Annotated in this window: 15 protein-coding genes and 2 pseudogenes; 9 read left to right on the top strand and 8 right to left on the bottom strand. The window is 62.9% G+C overall.

Going from position 1 to position 15,461, the window contains the following annotated elements:
• Window positions 1-83: 83 nt before the first annotated feature.
• From NKH13_RS12295 to NKH13_RS12280, 4 genes and pseudogenes are all read left to right on the top strand, one after another.
• Window positions 84-743, top strand: coding sequence for a L,D-transpeptidase (locus NKH13_RS12295; RefSeq protein WP_352713452.1), 660 nt, complete (start codon window positions 84-86; stop codon window positions 741-743).
• 10 nt (window positions 744-753) lie between these two features.
• Window positions 754-1,266, top strand: a complete 513-nt coding sequence (locus tag NKH13_RS12290; protein WP_352664401.1) for an OmpA family protein — start codon at window positions 754-756, stop codon at window positions 1,264-1,266.
• A gap of 121 nt (window positions 1,267-1,387) precedes the next feature.
• Window positions 1,388-1,501: pseudogene (locus NKH13_RS12285) on the top strand (Lrp/AsnC family transcriptional regulator); the annotation flags it as partial.
• A gap of 44 nt (window positions 1,502-1,545) precedes the next feature.
• A pseudogene (locus NKH13_RS12280) lies at window positions 1,546-1,722 on the top strand (hypothetical protein); the annotation flags it as partial.
• A 54-nt stretch (window positions 1,723-1,776) separates the two neighbouring features.
• Here the strand turns inward: NKH13_RS12280 and NKH13_RS12275 are convergent.
• Window positions 1,777-2,274 (bottom strand): GNAT family N-acetyltransferase, encoded by a 498-nt coding sequence (locus tag NKH13_RS12275; RefSeq protein WP_352912612.1) that lies wholly within the window; start codon window positions 2,272-2,274, stop codon window positions 1,777-1,779.
• Between the two features lie 208 nt (window positions 2,275-2,482).
• Here NKH13_RS12275 and NKH13_RS12270 point away from each other — a divergent pair, with 208 nt between their 5' ends.
• Window positions 2,483-2,881, top strand: coding sequence for a GFA family protein (locus tag NKH13_RS12270; RefSeq protein WP_352448190.1), 399 nt, complete (start codon window positions 2,483-2,485; stop codon window positions 2,879-2,881).
• A gap of 89 nt (window positions 2,882-2,970) precedes the next feature.
• Here NKH13_RS12270 and NKH13_RS12265 read toward each other — a convergent pair whose 3' ends face one another.
• The 7 genes from NKH13_RS12265 to NKH13_RS12235 form a co-directional block, all read right to left on the bottom strand.
• Window positions 2,971-3,534, bottom strand: coding sequence for a GNAT family N-acetyltransferase (locus NKH13_RS12265; RefSeq protein ID WP_352713446.1), 564 nt, complete (start codon window positions 3,532-3,534; stop codon window positions 2,971-2,973).
• A gap of 204 nt (window positions 3,535-3,738) precedes the next feature.
• Window positions 3,739-3,984 (bottom strand): MoaD/ThiS family protein, encoded by a 246-nt coding sequence (locus tag NKH13_RS12260; protein ID WP_352713444.1) that lies wholly within the window; start codon window positions 3,982-3,984, stop codon window positions 3,739-3,741.
• Window positions 3,984-6,248 carry a xanthine dehydrogenase family protein molybdopterin-binding subunit gene (locus tag NKH13_RS12255; protein ID WP_352713442.1) on the bottom strand — a complete coding sequence of 755 codons (2,265 nt, stop codon included), beginning with the start codon at window positions 6,246-6,248 and terminating at the stop codon, window positions 3,984-3,986. Before NKH13_RS12255 ends, NKH13_RS12260 begins: the two co-directional genes overlap by 1 nt.
• A 2-nt stretch (window positions 6,249-6,250) precedes the next feature.
• Entirely contained in the window at window positions 6,251-6,727 is a 477-nt protein-coding gene (locus tag NKH13_RS12250; RefSeq protein ID WP_352713439.1) for a (2Fe-2S)-binding protein, read from the bottom strand.
• A complete protein-coding gene (locus tag NKH13_RS12245; protein ID WP_352713436.1) occupies window positions 6,727-7,587 on the bottom strand; it encodes an FAD binding domain-containing protein in 861 nt (286 codons plus the stop codon). Before NKH13_RS12245 ends, NKH13_RS12250 begins: the two co-directional genes overlap by 1 nt.
• A 137-nt stretch (window positions 7,588-7,724) precedes the next feature.
• The gene (locus NKH13_RS12240; protein ID WP_352713432.1) at window positions 7,725-9,368 is read right to left on the bottom strand and encodes an MFS transporter; all 1,644 of its coding nucleotides are present in this window, start codon (window positions 9,366-9,368) and stop codon (window positions 7,725-7,727) included.
• Between the two features lie 237 nt (window positions 9,369-9,605).
• Window positions 9,606-10,637 carry a histone deacetylase family protein gene (locus NKH13_RS12235; protein ID WP_352713429.1) on the bottom strand — a complete coding sequence of 344 codons (1,032 nt, stop codon included), beginning with the start codon at window positions 10,635-10,637 and terminating at the stop codon, window positions 9,606-9,608.
• Between the two features lie 141 nt (window positions 10,638-10,778).
• Between NKH13_RS12235 and NKH13_RS12230 the strand changes: the two genes are divergently transcribed.
• The 4 genes from NKH13_RS12230 to NKH13_RS12215 all read left to right on the top strand — a co-directional run bounded on the left by NKH13_RS12230 (window position 10,779) and on the right by NKH13_RS12215 (window position 15,420).
• Window positions 10,779-12,446: an amidohydrolase gene (locus NKH13_RS12230; protein WP_352713426.1), complete on the top strand. Its 1,668-nt coding sequence runs from the start codon at window positions 10,779-10,781 to the stop codon at window positions 12,444-12,446.
• Window positions 12,447-12,585: 139 nt separating this feature from the next.
• The gene (locus NKH13_RS12225) at window positions 12,586-13,686 is read left to right on the top strand and encodes an ABC transporter ATP-binding protein (protein WP_352714565.1); all 1,101 of its coding nucleotides are present in this window, start codon (window positions 12,586-12,588) and stop codon (window positions 13,684-13,686) included.
• On the top strand, window positions 13,686-14,615 hold the full coding sequence (locus tag NKH13_RS12220) for an ABC transporter permease (protein ID WP_352713423.1): 930 nt from the start codon (window positions 13,686-13,688) through the stop codon (window positions 14,613-14,615). The genes NKH13_RS12225 and NKH13_RS12220 overlap by 1 nt, the downstream gene beginning before the upstream one ends.
• Window positions 14,608-15,420, top strand: a complete 813-nt coding sequence (locus tag NKH13_RS12215; RefSeq protein ID WP_352713421.1) for an ABC transporter permease — start codon at window positions 14,608-14,610, stop codon at window positions 15,418-15,420. The genes NKH13_RS12220 and NKH13_RS12215 overlap by 8 nt, the downstream gene beginning before the upstream one ends.
• The last annotated feature ends 41 nt before the right edge of the window (window positions 15,421-15,461 follow it).

Raw genomic sequence — 15,461 nt, 5'->3', positions numbered from 1 at the left:
AAGCACCGCAGCATTTTCCACTTTGAGGCGAAATAATTCTCAACTATGGTCCGCCAGGCTTTAGGCATGGGGGAATATTGCCGATGGTTTTATCACGCAGGGGTGTCGTGCTTGGCGGCCTGGCGCTGGTCGCGGTGGGTGCAACCAGCAATATTGCTCAAGCCGCGGCGGCAAAATCCTTTTTCGCCGGTACCGCCAGCGACAACAATTTTGTCTATCGCAAGACCAACTTCGCCAAGATCGACAAGAGATGGCATCGCCAGATCGTCAAGTATTTCAGCAGCGAGCCGGTCGGCACCGTCGTGGTCGATACGCGCCACCACTTCCTCTACGTCATCATGGAAAACAAGACCGCCATCCGCTACGGCGTCGGCGTCGGCAAGGAGGGCTTCAAATGGTACGGCCGCGCGACGATCGACCGCCGCGCGCTGTGGCCGGATTGGGTCCCGCCCCCCGAAATGCGTAAGCGCAGGCCGGAACTACCGCCCATGATCGCAGGCGGCGCGTCCAACAATCCGCTCGGGCCGCGCGCGCTCTATCTGCACCGCGACGGCGCCGACACCGGCTACCGCCTGCATGGCACGCTGGAGCCATGGAGCATCGGCACCGACGCTTCCAGCGGCTGCATCCGCATGTTCCCGGAAGACATCATCGACCTCTACCAGCGCTGCCCGATCGGCACCGCGGTGCAGGTCCTGCCGCACATCGCCGACCAGGCGCCCGCTTCCACCACTGTCGAATGATTGGCGCCTCATGAACCGCATGATTGAAAACACGCGCCGGCTGCTCGCCGCCGGCCTGCTGGTGTTGGTCGCATCCTGCTCGACCAGCAACACGCTGGCCCCTTCCACGCCCGACGTCACCAACACCGAGGTTGCCGGCTTCCAGAACGTGCAGCCGGGCAGCGAGGAGGATTTTATCCTCAATGTCGGCCGCCGCACCTATTTCACGCAAGGTTCGGCCGCGCTCGATTCTGTCGCCAAGGCCACCCTCGACACCCAGATCGCCTGGTTAGCAAAGCATCCGCGCTGGCTGCTCAAGCTGCAGGGTTTCGCCGACGATCCCGGCGCAAGTGAAACGGCGCTGTCGCAGCAGCGCGCCGATGCGGTGATGGACTACCTCGCCGCCGGCGGCATAGACCGCAACCGCATGTGGGCCAAGGGCTACGGCAAGGACAGGCTCGTCCGCGAGTGCCCCGACACCGCCTGCAGGTCGCAGAACCGCCGCGTTGTGTCTAATTTGCGCGATGTGCGGGACGAGCCGTAGGGGGCCGCTGTTTTGCTTGTCACCAAATCAGAGTCTCGCACCCGACGGCGGCATGGCTGCTTTGCGTCTCATCTCGGACATTGAGACCAGCATCGCTGTGCGCTCAGAACGGACCCTCGCGATGGAAGAGTTCGATGCGCTGTGCGAGCGCCTGTTCCGAGACCGAAGCAACGTCGCGCGATACCACACGATGTTCGTGATCCGAACGGCCAAAGAAGTGACCGCAATTCCACTGTGGTGTTCGGGTTGCGATAGACCTGCTAGGCCGATTACGCATGCGCCGACTACTTCGCAACGAGACGCTGGAAGTTCGGTTTCAAATGCCCTCGATGCGGAGGCAATCGCGCCTCGCGCCTGGCCAAGCCTCGCTCCGGAAGTTGTCGAAAGGGGCTTCCTTCGCCACGTTCCAATCGGCTCAAAGCTGACCGGAAGCCGTCGGAAAACATCCGAAGTTAACTAGCAGGATCAAGGCGTTCAAACATACTGTCGTCCGGGATGCGCCAGCATCCGTCATTGACCGTCAAGCATCACAGCCATGCATATGGCGTCGACATAGCGACCATCAATGCAAACGCTACGCCTGAGGACACCTTCCGTAACGAAACTAGTTTTTTCATACAGCGTTATGGCCCGGCTGTTATCGGCGTGCACCGAGAGTTCAATGCGAACGAAGTTTTCTTGCCGAGCTTTTTCTAATGCGGCGGTGATGAGGCGACGGCCCAATCCCTGTCCACGAAAACCGGGTATGAGTCCCATCGCTAAACTTCCGCGATGAGCGTGGGATGGAAAGAAATGGCGGGTGATGTCGCACCATCCCACAACACGGTTTCCTTCCGTCGCCGCGATATGCGGGTTTCGCTGCTTAATCATATTCAAGACGAAATCGCGTGTCTCGGGAAGCGGGAACGCTTGAAGCATGGTCAGGTATTTTCTCTCCCGCGCGACAACGTCGAGAGCCGCATGGAAACTCTCAATGTGCTCTACGGCTGTATTGACAATCTCAGCCACATTTCCTCCCGAGGTTCTCCAGTATTCCAAAGTCTTTGCCGAAGATTGCCTGATCCGCCAGCGCCCGCAGCTTGGAGGCAACGCCTCGCGCACGCGAGGACGATCGCCGGCGCCGAATGTCGGAACTGGGCGCCAGCTCGGCGCATTTCGTGGCGCCTCCCTCACGCCCAGGCATGAAGCTGTCCTTGTTGACTCAAGGAGTATTTGCATGCGTGGTCATTGCTTATGTGGCGCTATTGCTTTTGAAGTCGATGGCCCGGCACAGGCCTGCGTGGTCTGTCATTGTGAAAGTTGTCGGCGGCAATGTTCTGCGCCGATGACCTCCTATATTGGCGTCTTGAACGGTCAATGGCGATGGCTGGGCAAGCTACCGAAGGTATTCAACTCTTCTCCCGGTGTGGAAAGAACATTTTGCGATCACTGTGGCACGCCGCTGTCCTTCCGCTCAAAGAACATGTCTGATGTCATGCATTTTTTTGCGGCAGCGATGGAGGAGCCAGAAAAATTTGCACCTACGCTGCATGTCGCTTTTGAGGAGAAGCTCCCTTGGTTGAAACTCGCCGACAACCTGCCGACCCGTTTTGGGCCTGACTATACGAAAGACTAGGATCTGCTCGCATCGAGACAAACGGTGGAAGCTGCGGACAGCATGCGGAAGCGAGATGATGACCCCTCCGTTCCAACGGTGATCGAACATTATCGATCGCGGCTGCTCTCGACCTGCTTGAGCGGCAGCAGGTAGGCGATGATCTTCTGATCGCCGAGAGCTGGATCAAAACCAATAATGTCGGATGCAAAAAGGTCGTGGGCGGGGCGTCTCTCGAAGCCAAGGCTCTCATACAGCTTGCATGCAGACGTCATGAACAAGGCGGTGTGAAGCGCAAGGCCGCCTGAGCCCTGCAGACGCGCTTGCAAGACGCACCATTCGCAAAGCGCGCGGCCATATCCGCGGCCCCGTGCCGAGGGAGCAACCGCGAGGGTCCTGAGGCCTGCCAGCCCGGGCGGCCAGCCCATGCCGTCAAAGGCGGCATCGGCGTAGTAGGTGACCGTCCCGACGAGCCGTCCCTCGGCTTCGAGCACCGCGACGCTAGCCTTCGTCCATCGCCCCGCGACATCCCGTGCATCGTTCACGTAGGGCTCGAAGATGTGTGGCGCCAGAACGGGCCGTAACGATGCGAAAGCGTCGGAGACGAGCCCGCCAATTTCATCCAGTTCCTGACGGCTTGCCAGGCGGACGCGTGGCTTGGATGCGATCTGCATGCAGGCCCTCACTGCACCATTTATCTGGACCATATGTAGGGCATTGCATGTCCCTTCGGTTGGCCGGAGTCGCCCGGCTTCGTCCGTCGGCCGCAACCGGAACAGTCGGCTGCCACAATAGCGAAAAATTGCTGCCAAGCCAGCTACGGGCGGGCTCGAGGTTGGCTGCACGAGGCCGTTTCGCGGCTTGAGGTCGAGCCCAAATTATCCCCCGGCAAGACGCGGCAGCAGGAATATCTCCGCCCCTTCCGGCAATTCCTTCGACCAGGTGTCGCGATAGATCGTCCCATCGATGGCGACGGCGATGCCGCGATCGATGTAGGGCTCGAGGCCGGGATACTGTTCAGCCAGTTTCCTGAACAGCTCCCGAATATCCTTCGCCTCGATCTCGACCTTGCTCTTGCCTCCGGCGATCGCGGCGAGCGATCCCCAGAGCGTTACTTCGACCATCAGCCTTCCCGTTCTGCCTCGAGCGCCGCCAGGATGCGCGGCGGCGACATCGGGATGTGCGTCATGCGCACTCCGACCGCGTTCGACACCGCATTGGCGATCGCCGCCAGCGGCGGCACGATCGAGGTCTCGCCGACACCGCGCACCCCGTAGGGATGGTTAGGGTTGGGGATCTCGAGGATCTGTGTGTCGATCATCGGCAGGTCCGAGCAGACCGGGATCCGGTAGTCCAGGAAGCCGGGGTTCTGCAACCGCCCGTCCTTGCCGTAGATATACTCCTCGTTGAGCGCCCAGCCGATGCCTTGCGCGGCACCCCCCTGATACTGCCCCTCGACATAGGTCGGATGCACCGCCTTGCCGGCGTCCTGAACGACGGTGTAGCGCAGCACCCTGGTGGAGCCGGTCTCGGGATCCACCTCGATATCGCAGATATGGGTGGCGAAGGAGACGCCGGCGCCGTCGGCGACGAGCTCACTGTGGCCTGCGATGGGTCCGCCCGTCTTTCCGGAAGCGGCCGCGATCTCCTTCAGCGACAGCGGCGAAAGGTTGCCGTGCGTCGCGCCTTTGGCAATCGCGTGACCCTCTTCCCAGACCACATCGTCGACGGGTATGTCCCACATCTGCGCGGCGCGCTGCCTGAGGACCTTGATGGCGTTGCGTGCCGCCGAGATCGTCGCCATCGAAGACGAGAAGGTGCCGCGGCTGCCGTCCGTCATGTCGTTGTAGCCGAGGCTGGACGTATCGGCGACCACCGCCTTGACTTGCTCATAGGGGATACCGAGCTCCTCCGCCGCGACCAGCGAAAGCGAGGCGCGCGAACCACCCACATCCACGGTTCCGACGGCGAGCGAGACCGAACCGTCCATGCCGATGTTGAGGTCCGTGCAGGTCTGGCCACCGAAATTGAACCAGAAGCCGCAGGCCATTCCGCGGCCCTGATTCTTGCCGAGCGGCGCCTTCATGTGCGGGTGGTTCTTCACCGCCTCCAGAGTCGGGCCGATGCCGATCGGGCCATATACCGGGCCGTAGGATGATCGGGTGCCTTCCTGCGCCGCGTTCCTGATCCGGAATTCGACCGGGTCCATGCCGATTTCCTTGGCCAGTTCGTCGACCGCGCTTTCCACCGCAAACGCCGCCATCGGAGCCGACGGCGCGCGATAGGCCGCGGTCTTGGGCCGGTTGACCAGCACTTCGTAGCCGACCGTCTTGACGTTCTCGAGCTTGTAGCAGGCAAAGGCGGTCATGGCGCCGATCTCGGCCCACATGCCGGCATAGGGGCCGCAGCTATAGCGCAGCGTCGCCTCGGCCGCCGTGATCGTGCCGTCCTTGCGGGCGCCGATCCTGACATCGATCGAGGTGGCGCTGGTCGGGCCGGAGGCGCGGAACACCTCGTCGCGCGTCATGACCAGCTTGACCGGCCGCCCGGCCTTGCGTGACAGCGCCAGTGCCACCGGCTCGGCCCAGACATGGGTCTTGCCGCCGAAACCGCCGCCGATCTCCGACGAGGTGACGCGCAGCTTCGAGGCTTCCATGCCAAGCAGTTGGGCGCAGTGTTGGCGGTAGACAAAATGGCCTTGCGTGCAGACCCACAGGTCGGCGGTGCCGTCCGAGCTGACATTGGCCACGCAGGCATGCGGCTCGATGTAACCCTGGTGTGTCTGCTCGGTCTTGAAGGAGCGTTCGACGACGAAATCGGCCTGGCCGAAACCTTCATGGATGTCGCCATGGCCATACTGGGTGCGCTTGGTGACATTGGAAGGCTTGACGGGCTTCTCCTCGAGGCCCTCGGTGAAGATGGCGTCGTTGACCAGGGGTGCGGAGTGCTTCATCGCCTCGTCGACGTCGGTGACATGCGGCAGCACCTCGTAGTCGACCTCGATCAGCTTCAGTGCCTGTCTCGCCGTGCGGGCATCGACCGCCGCGACCGCGGCCACGGCATGGCCGTCATAGAGCGCTTTCTTGCGCGCCATGCAGTTGTCGAGGATGTCGTACATGGCGGCATCGCCGTCGGTGAGGTCGGGCAGGTCGGCCGCGGTGATCACGGCCTTGACGCCGGCGAGCTTCTCCGCCTTCGACGTGTCGATCTTCCTGATCGTGGCATGCGCATGAGGGCTTCTGAGAACGCGCCCGACCAGTTGCCCGGCCATGTTGAAGTCGGCGCCATAGCGTGCGCGGCCCGTCACCTTGTCGACGCCGTCGGGACGGATAGGACGCGTGCCGACAGAGGTGAAATTGCGTCCGGAGTAACGCGGATCGAAATTCATCGTCAGGCTCCCTTCATCACGCTGGCGGCGTCCTGAACGGCACGCACGATCTTGTCATAGCCGGTGCAGCGGCAGAGGTTCCCGGCAAGGCCGAAGCGGATCTCCTCCTCGGTCGGATCGGGGTTCTTGGCCAAAAGGTCCTTGGCCGCCATGAGGAAGCCCGGCGTGCAGATGCCGCATTGAAGTGCGGCGTGCTCCAGGAATTTCTGCTGCAGCGGATGCAGCCTGTCGCCACGCGCCATGCCCTCGATGGTCTCGACGTGCCGACCCTCGGCCTCCGCGCCGAGCACCAGGCACGAGCACACCAGCCGATCGTCGAGGATGATGCTGCAGGCGCCGCAGTCGCCGGTGCCGCAGCCTTCCTTAGCACCCGTCAGCCCCAGGCGATCGCGCAGCACATCAAGCAGCGTTTCGTCCGGCTGGCAAAGGAACTCGACATTGTCGCCGTTGATTGTCGTTGATACTGCCACACCAGCCATCATTTGCCTCCTGCGCGCGCATAGGCGGTCGTGGCGGCCCGCTTGGCCAGCACACCCGCAACTTTCCGTCTGAATTCGATAGTGCCCCGCTTGTCGTCGATCGGACGGCAGGCCCCCGAGCAGACCTTGGCGAGCCTCTCCAGCGTGGCTTCGTCCAGCTTGGAGCCGATGAGAACCTCGGCGGCCTCCTCGACCAGAATCACCGTCGGCGCCACGGCGCCTAGCGCCAGGCGGGCGGATTTGACGCGACCTTGCTCGTCGAGCGTCAGGTTCACGCCGGCGCTTACCACCGCGATGTCCATCTCCGTGCGCGGAATGAAACGCAGATAGGCATCGCCCGAACGCGGCAGACGTTTGTCGAGCAGGATTGCCTCGATGATCTCGCCCTTGGCCAGCGACGTCTTGCCCGGCCCAGTCGGTACCGCTTCCACGGCAATCGTGCGCCTGGTTCCCGGGCCGACGACCACCGCCTTGGCGCCAGCGGCCACCAGCGCCGGCACGCTGTCCGCGGCCGGCGAGGCGTTGCACAGATTGCCGACGATGGTGCAGCGTCCCTGCACCTGCTTCGAGCCGATCAGGTTCGCAGCTTCGACGACGCCGGGCCATGCGTTCTTCAGGGCCTTGCTCTCGCCCAGCACTGCGCAGGGGACCGCCGCGCCGATGCTGAAGCCCTCGGCTGTTTCCCTGATCTCGCCAAGCCCGTCGATCGCCTTGATGTCGACGATCAGGTCGGGTTCGATAAAGCCGCCTTTCATTCTCACCAAGAGGTCGCTGCCTCCGGCGAGGATGGCGGCCGTGCCGGCTGAACCGGCCAACAGCCCGGCGGCGTCTTCAATTGAAAGCGGACGTATGTAACGCATCGTCTCCCCTTAGTGGTCATAGTCACATCAACTGATATAAACCGTCTCTACGCAATGGCCATCCCGTTCGTGCATTCGCGGATTGGGCCAGGCGGCGCAATTTCATTTGCTCGACCAACTGGACGTCCCGCTGGCCACTAATGCTCGATCGGTCCTTTCGGCATCACCAGCGCCGTGCCTGCTGTCGTCGGGCGCTCGATCATACGGCGGACGCGGGGTGGCTCGTTGCCGCTGTGCAGCGCCCTTATGCGCTCGCCGATGACGGCGTCGGCGTAGGTGGCGCGCCTGTTGTGGCGGATGTATTCGACCCAGGTCGGCGTGTGGTAGTGCTCGATCCATATCGACGGATTTTCGAGATCGCGCGCCAAGGTCCAGTTGCGGGCGCCGTCACGCCGGCGAACGCGGCCGCGCTCGGCCATGGTGGCGAGGAATTCCGGCACGTCCTCGTTACGGATGACATATTCGATCATGATGGCGATGGGGCCGCTGCGTGGCTTGAGATCAAGCGCCAGATGCGGTTCCTGGAAACGGTTAAGCGGATCGAGGTTAAGCACCGCCTGCTGCGGCAGCGGCAGCAGCAGGCCGATGGCGCCTCCCGCCAGCATCGCGACGCTGGCCGCCATCAGGGCGACTTCGGCGCCATGCGCGTCGGCAACGACACCCCAGACCCAGCTGCCGAGCGCGATGCCGCCGAAGGTCGCGGTCTGGTAGACCGACAACACGCGGCCGACCACCCAGCGCGGCGTCGACATCTGCACGGTGACGTTGAAATGCGACAGCGCAGTCACCCAGCAGGCGCCGCCGACCAGCAGGCCGAGCGACGTCTGCCAGGCATGATTGCTGACGGCGGCGTTGAAGGCGCAGACGGCGAAACCGGCAAATGCCATGCGCACCATGGTTTCGCTGGACAGCAGCTGCCGCAGCCTGACGCTGGTCAGCGCGCCGCCGACGGCGCCGATGCCGAAGGCGCCGAGCATGATGCCGTAGCTCAAGGCATCGCCCTTGACGACGTCACGCGCGACCAGGGGAAGCAGCGCCAGGACCGCGCCGGCGCTGAAGCCGAAAGCCGAGCTCCTGACCAGCACCTTGCCGATATTGGGCGACATGGCGACGTAGCGCAGGCCGGCGCCCATTGCGGCGCCCAGCGTCTCGCGCGGCAAGGTCGATGCCGGCAGTTCCGGCCTCCAGCGGGCCAGCACGACGATGAGGCCGACATAGCTCAGCGTGTTGACGGCAAAGGCCGCGGCGGCGCCTGCGGCGGCAACGATGATGCCGCCGATCGCCGGGCCGACGCTGCGTGTCAGGTTGAACCCCATCGAGTTGAGAGCGATCGCCGCCGGCACCTTGGTGCGAGGCACCATGTCGCCGACCGAAGCCTGCCAGGACGGACTGTTGAGCGCGGTGCCGCTGTCGATCAGAAAGGTGAAGGCGAGCAGCGTCCACGGCGTCATCAGGTCGAGATAGGTGAAGACGGTCAGAAGTGCCGAGACGGCGAGCATGAAGATCTGCGCGATCAGCATGATTTTGCGACGGTTGAAGCTGTCGGCGATGGCGCCGGCCAGCAGCGCGAAGAGCATGATCGGCAAGGTGGTCGAGGCCTGGACCAATGCGACCTGGTAGGACGAGGTGGCGATCGTCGTCATCATCCAGGCGGCGCCGACGCCCTGGATCAGGCCACCGAAATTGGAGACGAGGCTGGCGGACCACACCGCCCGGAAGATGCCGTGCCGGAACGGCGCCAGCGCCGAGGCGCTTTCGCTTTCCGGTATGTCGTCGTTCATAAATGCTTTCCCGGGCTCAAACGCGTTTGTTCTTCCGATGAATCGGCCCCTCAAGCCATGGATTCAAAAAATAGAACATCATGTCGCAAAGGGCGAACGCATTCTGGAAAAACATCATGGTCCAACAACAAGATAGCGGACCGGCCAGCGCGTGCCGCTGCAGGCGGAGCGGTCGGTCAGGCCGGCGGCACCGCTTGCCGAGCGCTGCCATGTAATTGGCAGGCACCGGCAGCACTTCTAGCGGTCCTCGAAGCCGGTCAGCACGCCGACGGCGTTGATGCCGATCTCCTCGACGGCGTAGCCGCCTTCCATGACGAACAGCGTCGGCAGGCCGAGCCTGGCGATGCGGCGGCCGATCCTGGGATAGTCGCCCGTTTTCAGCTTGAACTGGCTGATCGGATCCTTCTCGAACGTGTCGACGCCGAGTGAAACCACGACGACGTCAGGAGCATAAGCCGAAAGCCTCGTGCAAGCGTCCTCAAGTGAGGCGTTCCACACGTCCCAGCCGGTGCCGAAGGGCATCGGGTAATTGTCGTTGAAGCCTTCGCCGTCGCCCTCGCCGCGTTCGTCGGCATGGCCGAGGAAGAACGGATATTCGGTCATCGGATCGCCATGCAGGTTCAGCACCTGAACGTCGCCGCGGCGGTAGAAGATCTCCTGGGTACCGTTGCCGTGGTGATAATCGACGTCGAGGATCGAAACGCGCCCGGCGCCATGGTCGCGGAACCATTGCGCGGCGACGGCGGCGTTGTTGATGAAGCAATAGCCGCCCATGAAAGCTGCACCGGCATGGTGCCCCGGCGGGCGGCAGAGCGCGAAGGCGGACGGCTCACCGGCCTTGACCAGCGCGGCGGCGGTCAGCGCGACGTCATAGGACGACTTGATCGCGTCCCATGTGCCTTTGACGAACGTCGCGCCGCCGTCGAAGGAGTAGAAGCCGAGCAGCGCGTCGATGCCTTTCGGGCGCACGTCGCCGCGCAGGCCGCGCGTCGGCCAGGTGAAGGGAATGGCCGAACCGCTGCGGCCCGACGCTTCCCAGAGCGGCCACACGGTCGGCAGGAAATCGATGTAGTCGCTGGCATGCACCTTCCTGGCGGCGGCGAGGTCGTGGATTTCCGGCGGCAGGATCGGACCGAGCTTCTCGCTCTCCACCCGCGCCCTGATGAACTCGGCGCGCGAAGGTTTTTCAAATGCCGGCACGATGGCGCCGGCGATCAATTCGACATTGCCGGAATGGCCGGCATGGAGAGGCGAAAAAACAGTCTTCATGAAATTGTTCCGTGGTGAGACGCGGCGACCCTAACCGTCCTGCACTGCCTTTCACAAGGCGCTGGGCCAACCAGCCATGGCTTGCTGGCACGGTAGCCGGTCGTCTAGCCTGCCGGCAGCGCAACCGAACCGCGGGTAATCATGAGTTCAAATGCCGACCTAATCGTCACCAATGCCCGTGTGCTGACCATGGACGAAGGCAATCCGACGGCCGAGGCGGTGGCGGTAAAGGACGGCAACATCCTGGCGGTTGGCGATCGTCGGACGATCGAGGCGCTGAAAGGGCCGGCCACGAAGATTATCGATGCGCAAGGCGGTTCGGTGGTGCCGGGCTTCATCGAAGCGCATATGCATCTTTTCGGCGGCGCGGCCGAGCTCGACAATCTGCACCTTCAGGGCGTGCATGGCTTCGATGCGCTGAGCGACGCGATCCGCGCCTATGCGGCAGCACGGCCGAACGCCAAATTGCTGCTTGGGGCCGGCGTCGACTACACCATCCTTTCGAAGGAAGAGCCGGTCACCCGCCATCATCTCGATCGCATCATCGCCGACCGGCCGTTCGCGATGTCGGCTTCCGATCACCACACGATGTGGGCCAACACCAAGGCGCTTGAGCTGGCTGGCATCCTGCACGGCAAGCAACTCGGCCCCGGCAATGAGATCGTCATGGGCGCCGACGGGCTCGCGGCGGGCGAATTGCGCGAGGGCGAGGCGTTCGGGCCGATCCTCGAGCTTTCCGGGCAGAACCGCGTGCGGCTCGGCCTTGCGACAGGCGGCGAGCCCGAGCCGTACCCTTCCGCCGCCGAAGTCGCGGCCGATCGTGACCTGATGCATCGCGGGTTGGAATGGTGCGCCCGCCACGGCATCACCTCGATCCAGAACATGGACGGCAATCTTTACCAGCTCGAGCTGCTAGCCGGGCTGGAACAGGAAGGGCGGCTGCTCTGCCGCACCAAGATACCTTTTCATTTCAAGAACTTCATGACGCTCGACAGGCTGGAAAAGGCATCGAGCATGGCCAACTCCTACCAATCGGAATGGCTGTCGTCCGGCATGGTCAAGATGTTTTACGACGGCGTGCTGGAAGGCTGGACCGCGGTCATGGTCGACGACTATGCCGACCGGCCGGGCTGGCGCGGTGAGCCGCTGTTTACGCCGGAGCATCTCGCCGAGGTGGCGGTGGAGGCCGACCGGCGCGGGCTGCAGGTCGCGGTGCATTCGATCGGCGACGGCGCGGTGCGCGCGGTCCTCGATGGGTACGAGGCGGCGCAGCGGAAGAACGGCAAACGCGACAGCCGGCACCGGGTCGAGCACATCGAGGTCACCACTGCCGCCGACGTGCCGCGCTTCGCCGAACTCGGCGTCATCGCCTCGATGCAGCCGCCGCACCCGCCCGGCGCCATGGACTTCCCGTTGGAGCCGACGCTTTCGCGCATCGGTCGCAAAAGATGGCCGCTGAGCTATGCCTGGCGGACGCTGAAGCAGGCGGGCGCGCATGTCGTCTTCGCTTCCGACTGGCCGGTGTCGCGGATCGACCCGATCCTGGGCATTCAGGCGGCGATGCTGCGCAAACCTTGGGCAGACGGCATTCCCGACCAGAGCTTCTCGCTGTTGGAAGCGCTTGCGGGCTATACGGTCGAAGGCGCTTATGCCGAATTCATGGAGCACCGCAAGGGCCGGCTGAAACCAGGCTATCTGGCCGATCTGGTGGTGCTGTCGGCCGATATCGAGGCAGCTGAACCGGGTTTGTTACACAAGGTGCATCCGGTCAGCACCATTTGCGGCGGCAAGATCACTTATCAGGTTTAATGGTGGCGCTGACTATGGCACGGGGCTTGCGTTCTGAACCGAGATTCAGATGCATGGTTGCCAAGCCGACCGGCATATGCTGACAATCGAATGGGAACTGGATCCGCCAACAAGAGCGGACATAACAATGGGGAAGTGCGTGCCGGATCAGCCGGGTAAGAGTGCAATCGAAGTCCGCGGCGTCCGCAAGGTATTCGGTACCGGGGATGTACAAGTCGCAGCTCTCGACACGGTTTCGGTGTCGATCCGCGAGAACGAGTTCTTCACGCTGCTGGGGCCGTCCGGTTGCGGAAAGACGACGCTGCTTCGGCTGATTGCCGGCTTCGATTTCCCCAGCGAAGGCGAAATCCTGCTGCACGGCCAGGACATCGCGCCGCTGCCGCCGTTCAAGCGGCCAGTCAACACCGTCTTCCAGTCCTATGCGCTGTTCCCGCACATGACGGTGGCCGAGAATATCGGCTTCGGCCTGGAGATGCTGGGCAAACCGAAAGCCGAAATCAAGGCACGCGTTGCCGAGATGCTGAAGCTGGTCAAGATGGAGGCGCTGAGTGCCCGCCGCACCAGCCAGATCTCCGGCGGCCAGCAGCAGCGCGTGGCACTGGCGCGCGCGCTGGCGCCACAGCCGAAAGTGCTGTTGCTCGACGAGCCGCTGTCGGCGCTCGACTACAAGCTGCGCAAGGAAATGCAGATCGAACTGAAACGGCTGCAGCACCAGACCGGCATCACCTTCATCTTCGTCACCCATGACCAGGAAGAAGCGCTGACCATGTCCGACCGCATCGCCGTGATGTCGGCCGGCAAGATCCTGCAGGTCGGCACGCCGCGCGATATTTACGACCGGCCGGCCGAGCGCTTCGTCGCCGACTTCATTGGCGAAACCAATTTCCTCAAGGGCACTGTCGTGTCGAAGAAATCCGGCATCGCAATGGTGAAGATCGCGTCCGAAGCTACGGTGGCGGCGGGATTTCCGGAAAACTTCGACCCTTCCGGGGCGGTGACTGTGGTGGTGCGGCCGGAACATGCTGATCTCGTCGCCGATGCCGCCAAGGGCATGGTCTCGGGAACCCTGGCAAATGTCGTCTATTTCGGCACCGACACCCACTATCACGTGAAGCTCGAAGGCGGCGACGATTTCATCGTGCGCCACCAGAACAGCCGCTCGGGCGCCGTCTCATTCGAGCCGGGCGCCAAGGTCGGTGTCGTGTTCGAGGACGATGGCGCGCGCATTTTGAGGGATTGATGGCAATCACCTTTTCCAAGGCGGCGGTATTCGAAGCGGAGGCGGAGAAAGCCACTGCAAGGCGCCACCGCCTGCTTTCGTTGCCGGCTTTGGTCATCATCGGCGTCTTCGGCGTGCTGCCGCTTCTCATCATCCTCATCTATTCATTTCTCGCCGCAGCACCCTATGGCGGTGTGCAGTGGAAGTTCTCGACAGACGCCTATCTGAACTTCCTGTTCCAGCGCGATATTTTCGACGACACGCTGCAGTTCACGCCGGATTTCCTGATCATCTATTTGCGCTCGTTTCTGTTTGCCGTGGTGACGACGATCATCTGCCTGCTGCTCGGCTTTCCGACCGCCTATTTCATGGCGACGCGACCGCCGGCGCAGCGCAACTGGTGGGTGCTGTTGATGACCATCCCATTCTGGTCGAACCTTCTGGTGCGCACACTCGCCATTATGTTCATCATCCGCGACGAGGGCCTCATCAACAACGCGCTGATGGCACTTGGGGTGATCGAGAAGCCGATCACCATGCTCTACACCAACTTCGCCATCCAGCTCGGCCTGCTCTATTCGTTCCTGCCGTTCATGGTGCTGCCGCTCTATTCCAGCCTGGAGAAGCTGGATTTCCGCCTGGTCGAGGCGGCCTACGACCTCTATGCGACCCGTCGGCAGGTGCTGTGGCGCGTGATCATCCCGCTGTCGCGGCCCGGCATCATCGCCGGTTGCCTGCTGGTCTTCATTCCAGCCCTCGGCGCCTATGTGACGCCGCTGATCCTGGGCGGCGGCATCCATCTGATGATCGGCGATCTCATCGCCCAGCAATTCGGTTCCGGGCGCAACTGGCCGCTCGGTTGCGCACAGGCGCTGATCCTGATGGCCGCGGTGCTGGTGGCGCTCTATTTCTATGTCCGCACCACGTCGGGGAAGATGCGGCATGGCTGACCCCCGCAGTGCCGATATCAAGGACCAGCCGGGGTTCCGCTCGATCGCCATCATCTGCCTCTGCGTGCTTTACGCGCCAATCCTGATCCTGATGATCTTTTCGCTGAACACCGGTTCGCTGGTGACGCGTTGGGAAGGCATCGGATTCGGTTGGTATGGCAGTGCGCTGCTCAACCAGGAATTCCACAACGCCGCCAAGAACACACTGATCATCTCTGTCACCGCCACGATCATTTCGACGATCGCCGCGACGCTGGCGGCAATCGGCATGACCCGGGTGAAGCCGTGGCGCGGGCTGTCGGCCGCCTTCATGATCATCAATCTGCCGCTGATGGTTCCGGAAATTATCACAGCGGTGGCGACGCTCTCGTTCTTTGCGCTGATCGCGGGCACGCTCGGGCTCAATTTCGGCATCGGCAATCTGATCCTCGCCCACACCGTCTTTTGCATTCCATTCGCCTATATGCCGATCCGGGCGCGGCTCGAGGACATGGACCTGACGCTCGAAGCTGCGGCGGCCGACCTCTATGCCACGCCGTGGCATGCTTTCAGGCGCATAACGCTGCCATTGCTGGTTCCCGGCGTTCTGTCGGGTGGGGCGCTCGCCTTCATCGTCTCCTTCGACGATTTCACCATCACGCAGCTGGTCGCCGGCCCCGGGCAGACGACGCTGCCCCTCTACATCTGGAACCAGATCAGGCGGCCGATGACGCCGGAGATCAACGCCATCTCCACCATCCTGCTGCTGGTCTCGATCCTGTTCGTCTCGATATCGTTCCTGATCGCGCGCCGCCGCGCCAAGTGACTCAAGGCCAAGTGAATCAATGGGAAGGCAAAGGAGAGTGT

This window comes from Mesorhizobium sp. M1348 (assembly GCF_040317925.1).
Taxonomy (GTDB): Bacteria; Pseudomonadota; Alphaproteobacteria; order Rhizobiales; family Rhizobiaceae; genus Mesorhizobium.
This window is presented reverse-complemented; position numbering and strand designations above follow the sequence as displayed.

Bases quoted from the DNA above. Each gene is read 5' to 3' on its own strand.
- NKH13_RS12240 (WP_352713432.1), bottom strand. From the start codon at position 9,368: ATGAACGACGACATACCGGAAAGCGAAAGCGCCTCGGCGCTGGCGCCG.
- NKH13_RS12255 (WP_352713442.1), bottom strand. From the start codon at position 6,248: ATGAATTTCGATCCGCGTTACTCCGGACGCAATTTCACCTCTGTCGGC.
- NKH13_RS12290 (WP_352664401.1), top strand. From the start codon at position 754: ATGAACCGCATGATTGAAAACACGCGCCGGCTGCTCGCCGCCGGCCTG.
- NKH13_RS12215 (WP_352713421.1), top strand. From the start codon at position 14,608: ATGGCTGACCCCCGCAGTGCCGATATCAAGGACCAGCCGGGGTTCCGC.
- NKH13_RS12230 (WP_352713426.1), top strand. From the start codon at position 10,779: ATGAGTTCAAATGCCGACCTAATCGTCACCAATGCCCGTGTGCTGACC.
- NKH13_RS12220 (WP_352713423.1), top strand. From the start codon at position 13,686: ATGGCAATCACCTTTTCCAAGGCGGCGGTATTCGAAGCGGAGGCGGAG.
- NKH13_RS12245 (WP_352713436.1), bottom strand. From the start codon at position 7,587: ATGCGTTACATACGTCCGCTTTCAATTGAAGACGCCGCCGGGCTGTTG.
- NKH13_RS12295 (WP_352713452.1), top strand. From the start codon at position 84: ATGGTTTTATCACGCAGGGGTGTCGTGCTTGGCGGCCTGGCGCTGGTC.
- NKH13_RS12235 (WP_352713429.1), bottom strand. From the start codon at position 10,637: ATGAAGACTGTTTTTTCGCCTCTCCATGCCGGCCATTCCGGCAATGTC.
- NKH13_RS12265 (WP_352713446.1), bottom strand. From the start codon at position 3,534: ATGCAGATCGCATCCAAGCCACGCGTCCGCCTGGCAAGCCGTCAGGAA.
- NKH13_RS12260 (WP_352713444.1), bottom strand. From the start codon at position 3,984: ATGGTCGAAGTAACGCTCTGGGGATCGCTCGCCGCGATCGCCGGAGGC.
- NKH13_RS12270 (WP_352448190.1), top strand. From the start codon at position 2,483: ATGCGTGGTCATTGCTTATGTGGCGCTATTGCTTTTGAAGTCGATGGC.
- NKH13_RS12250 (WP_352713439.1), bottom strand. From the start codon at position 6,727: ATGGCTGGTGTGGCAGTATCAACGACAATCAACGGCGACAATGTCGAG.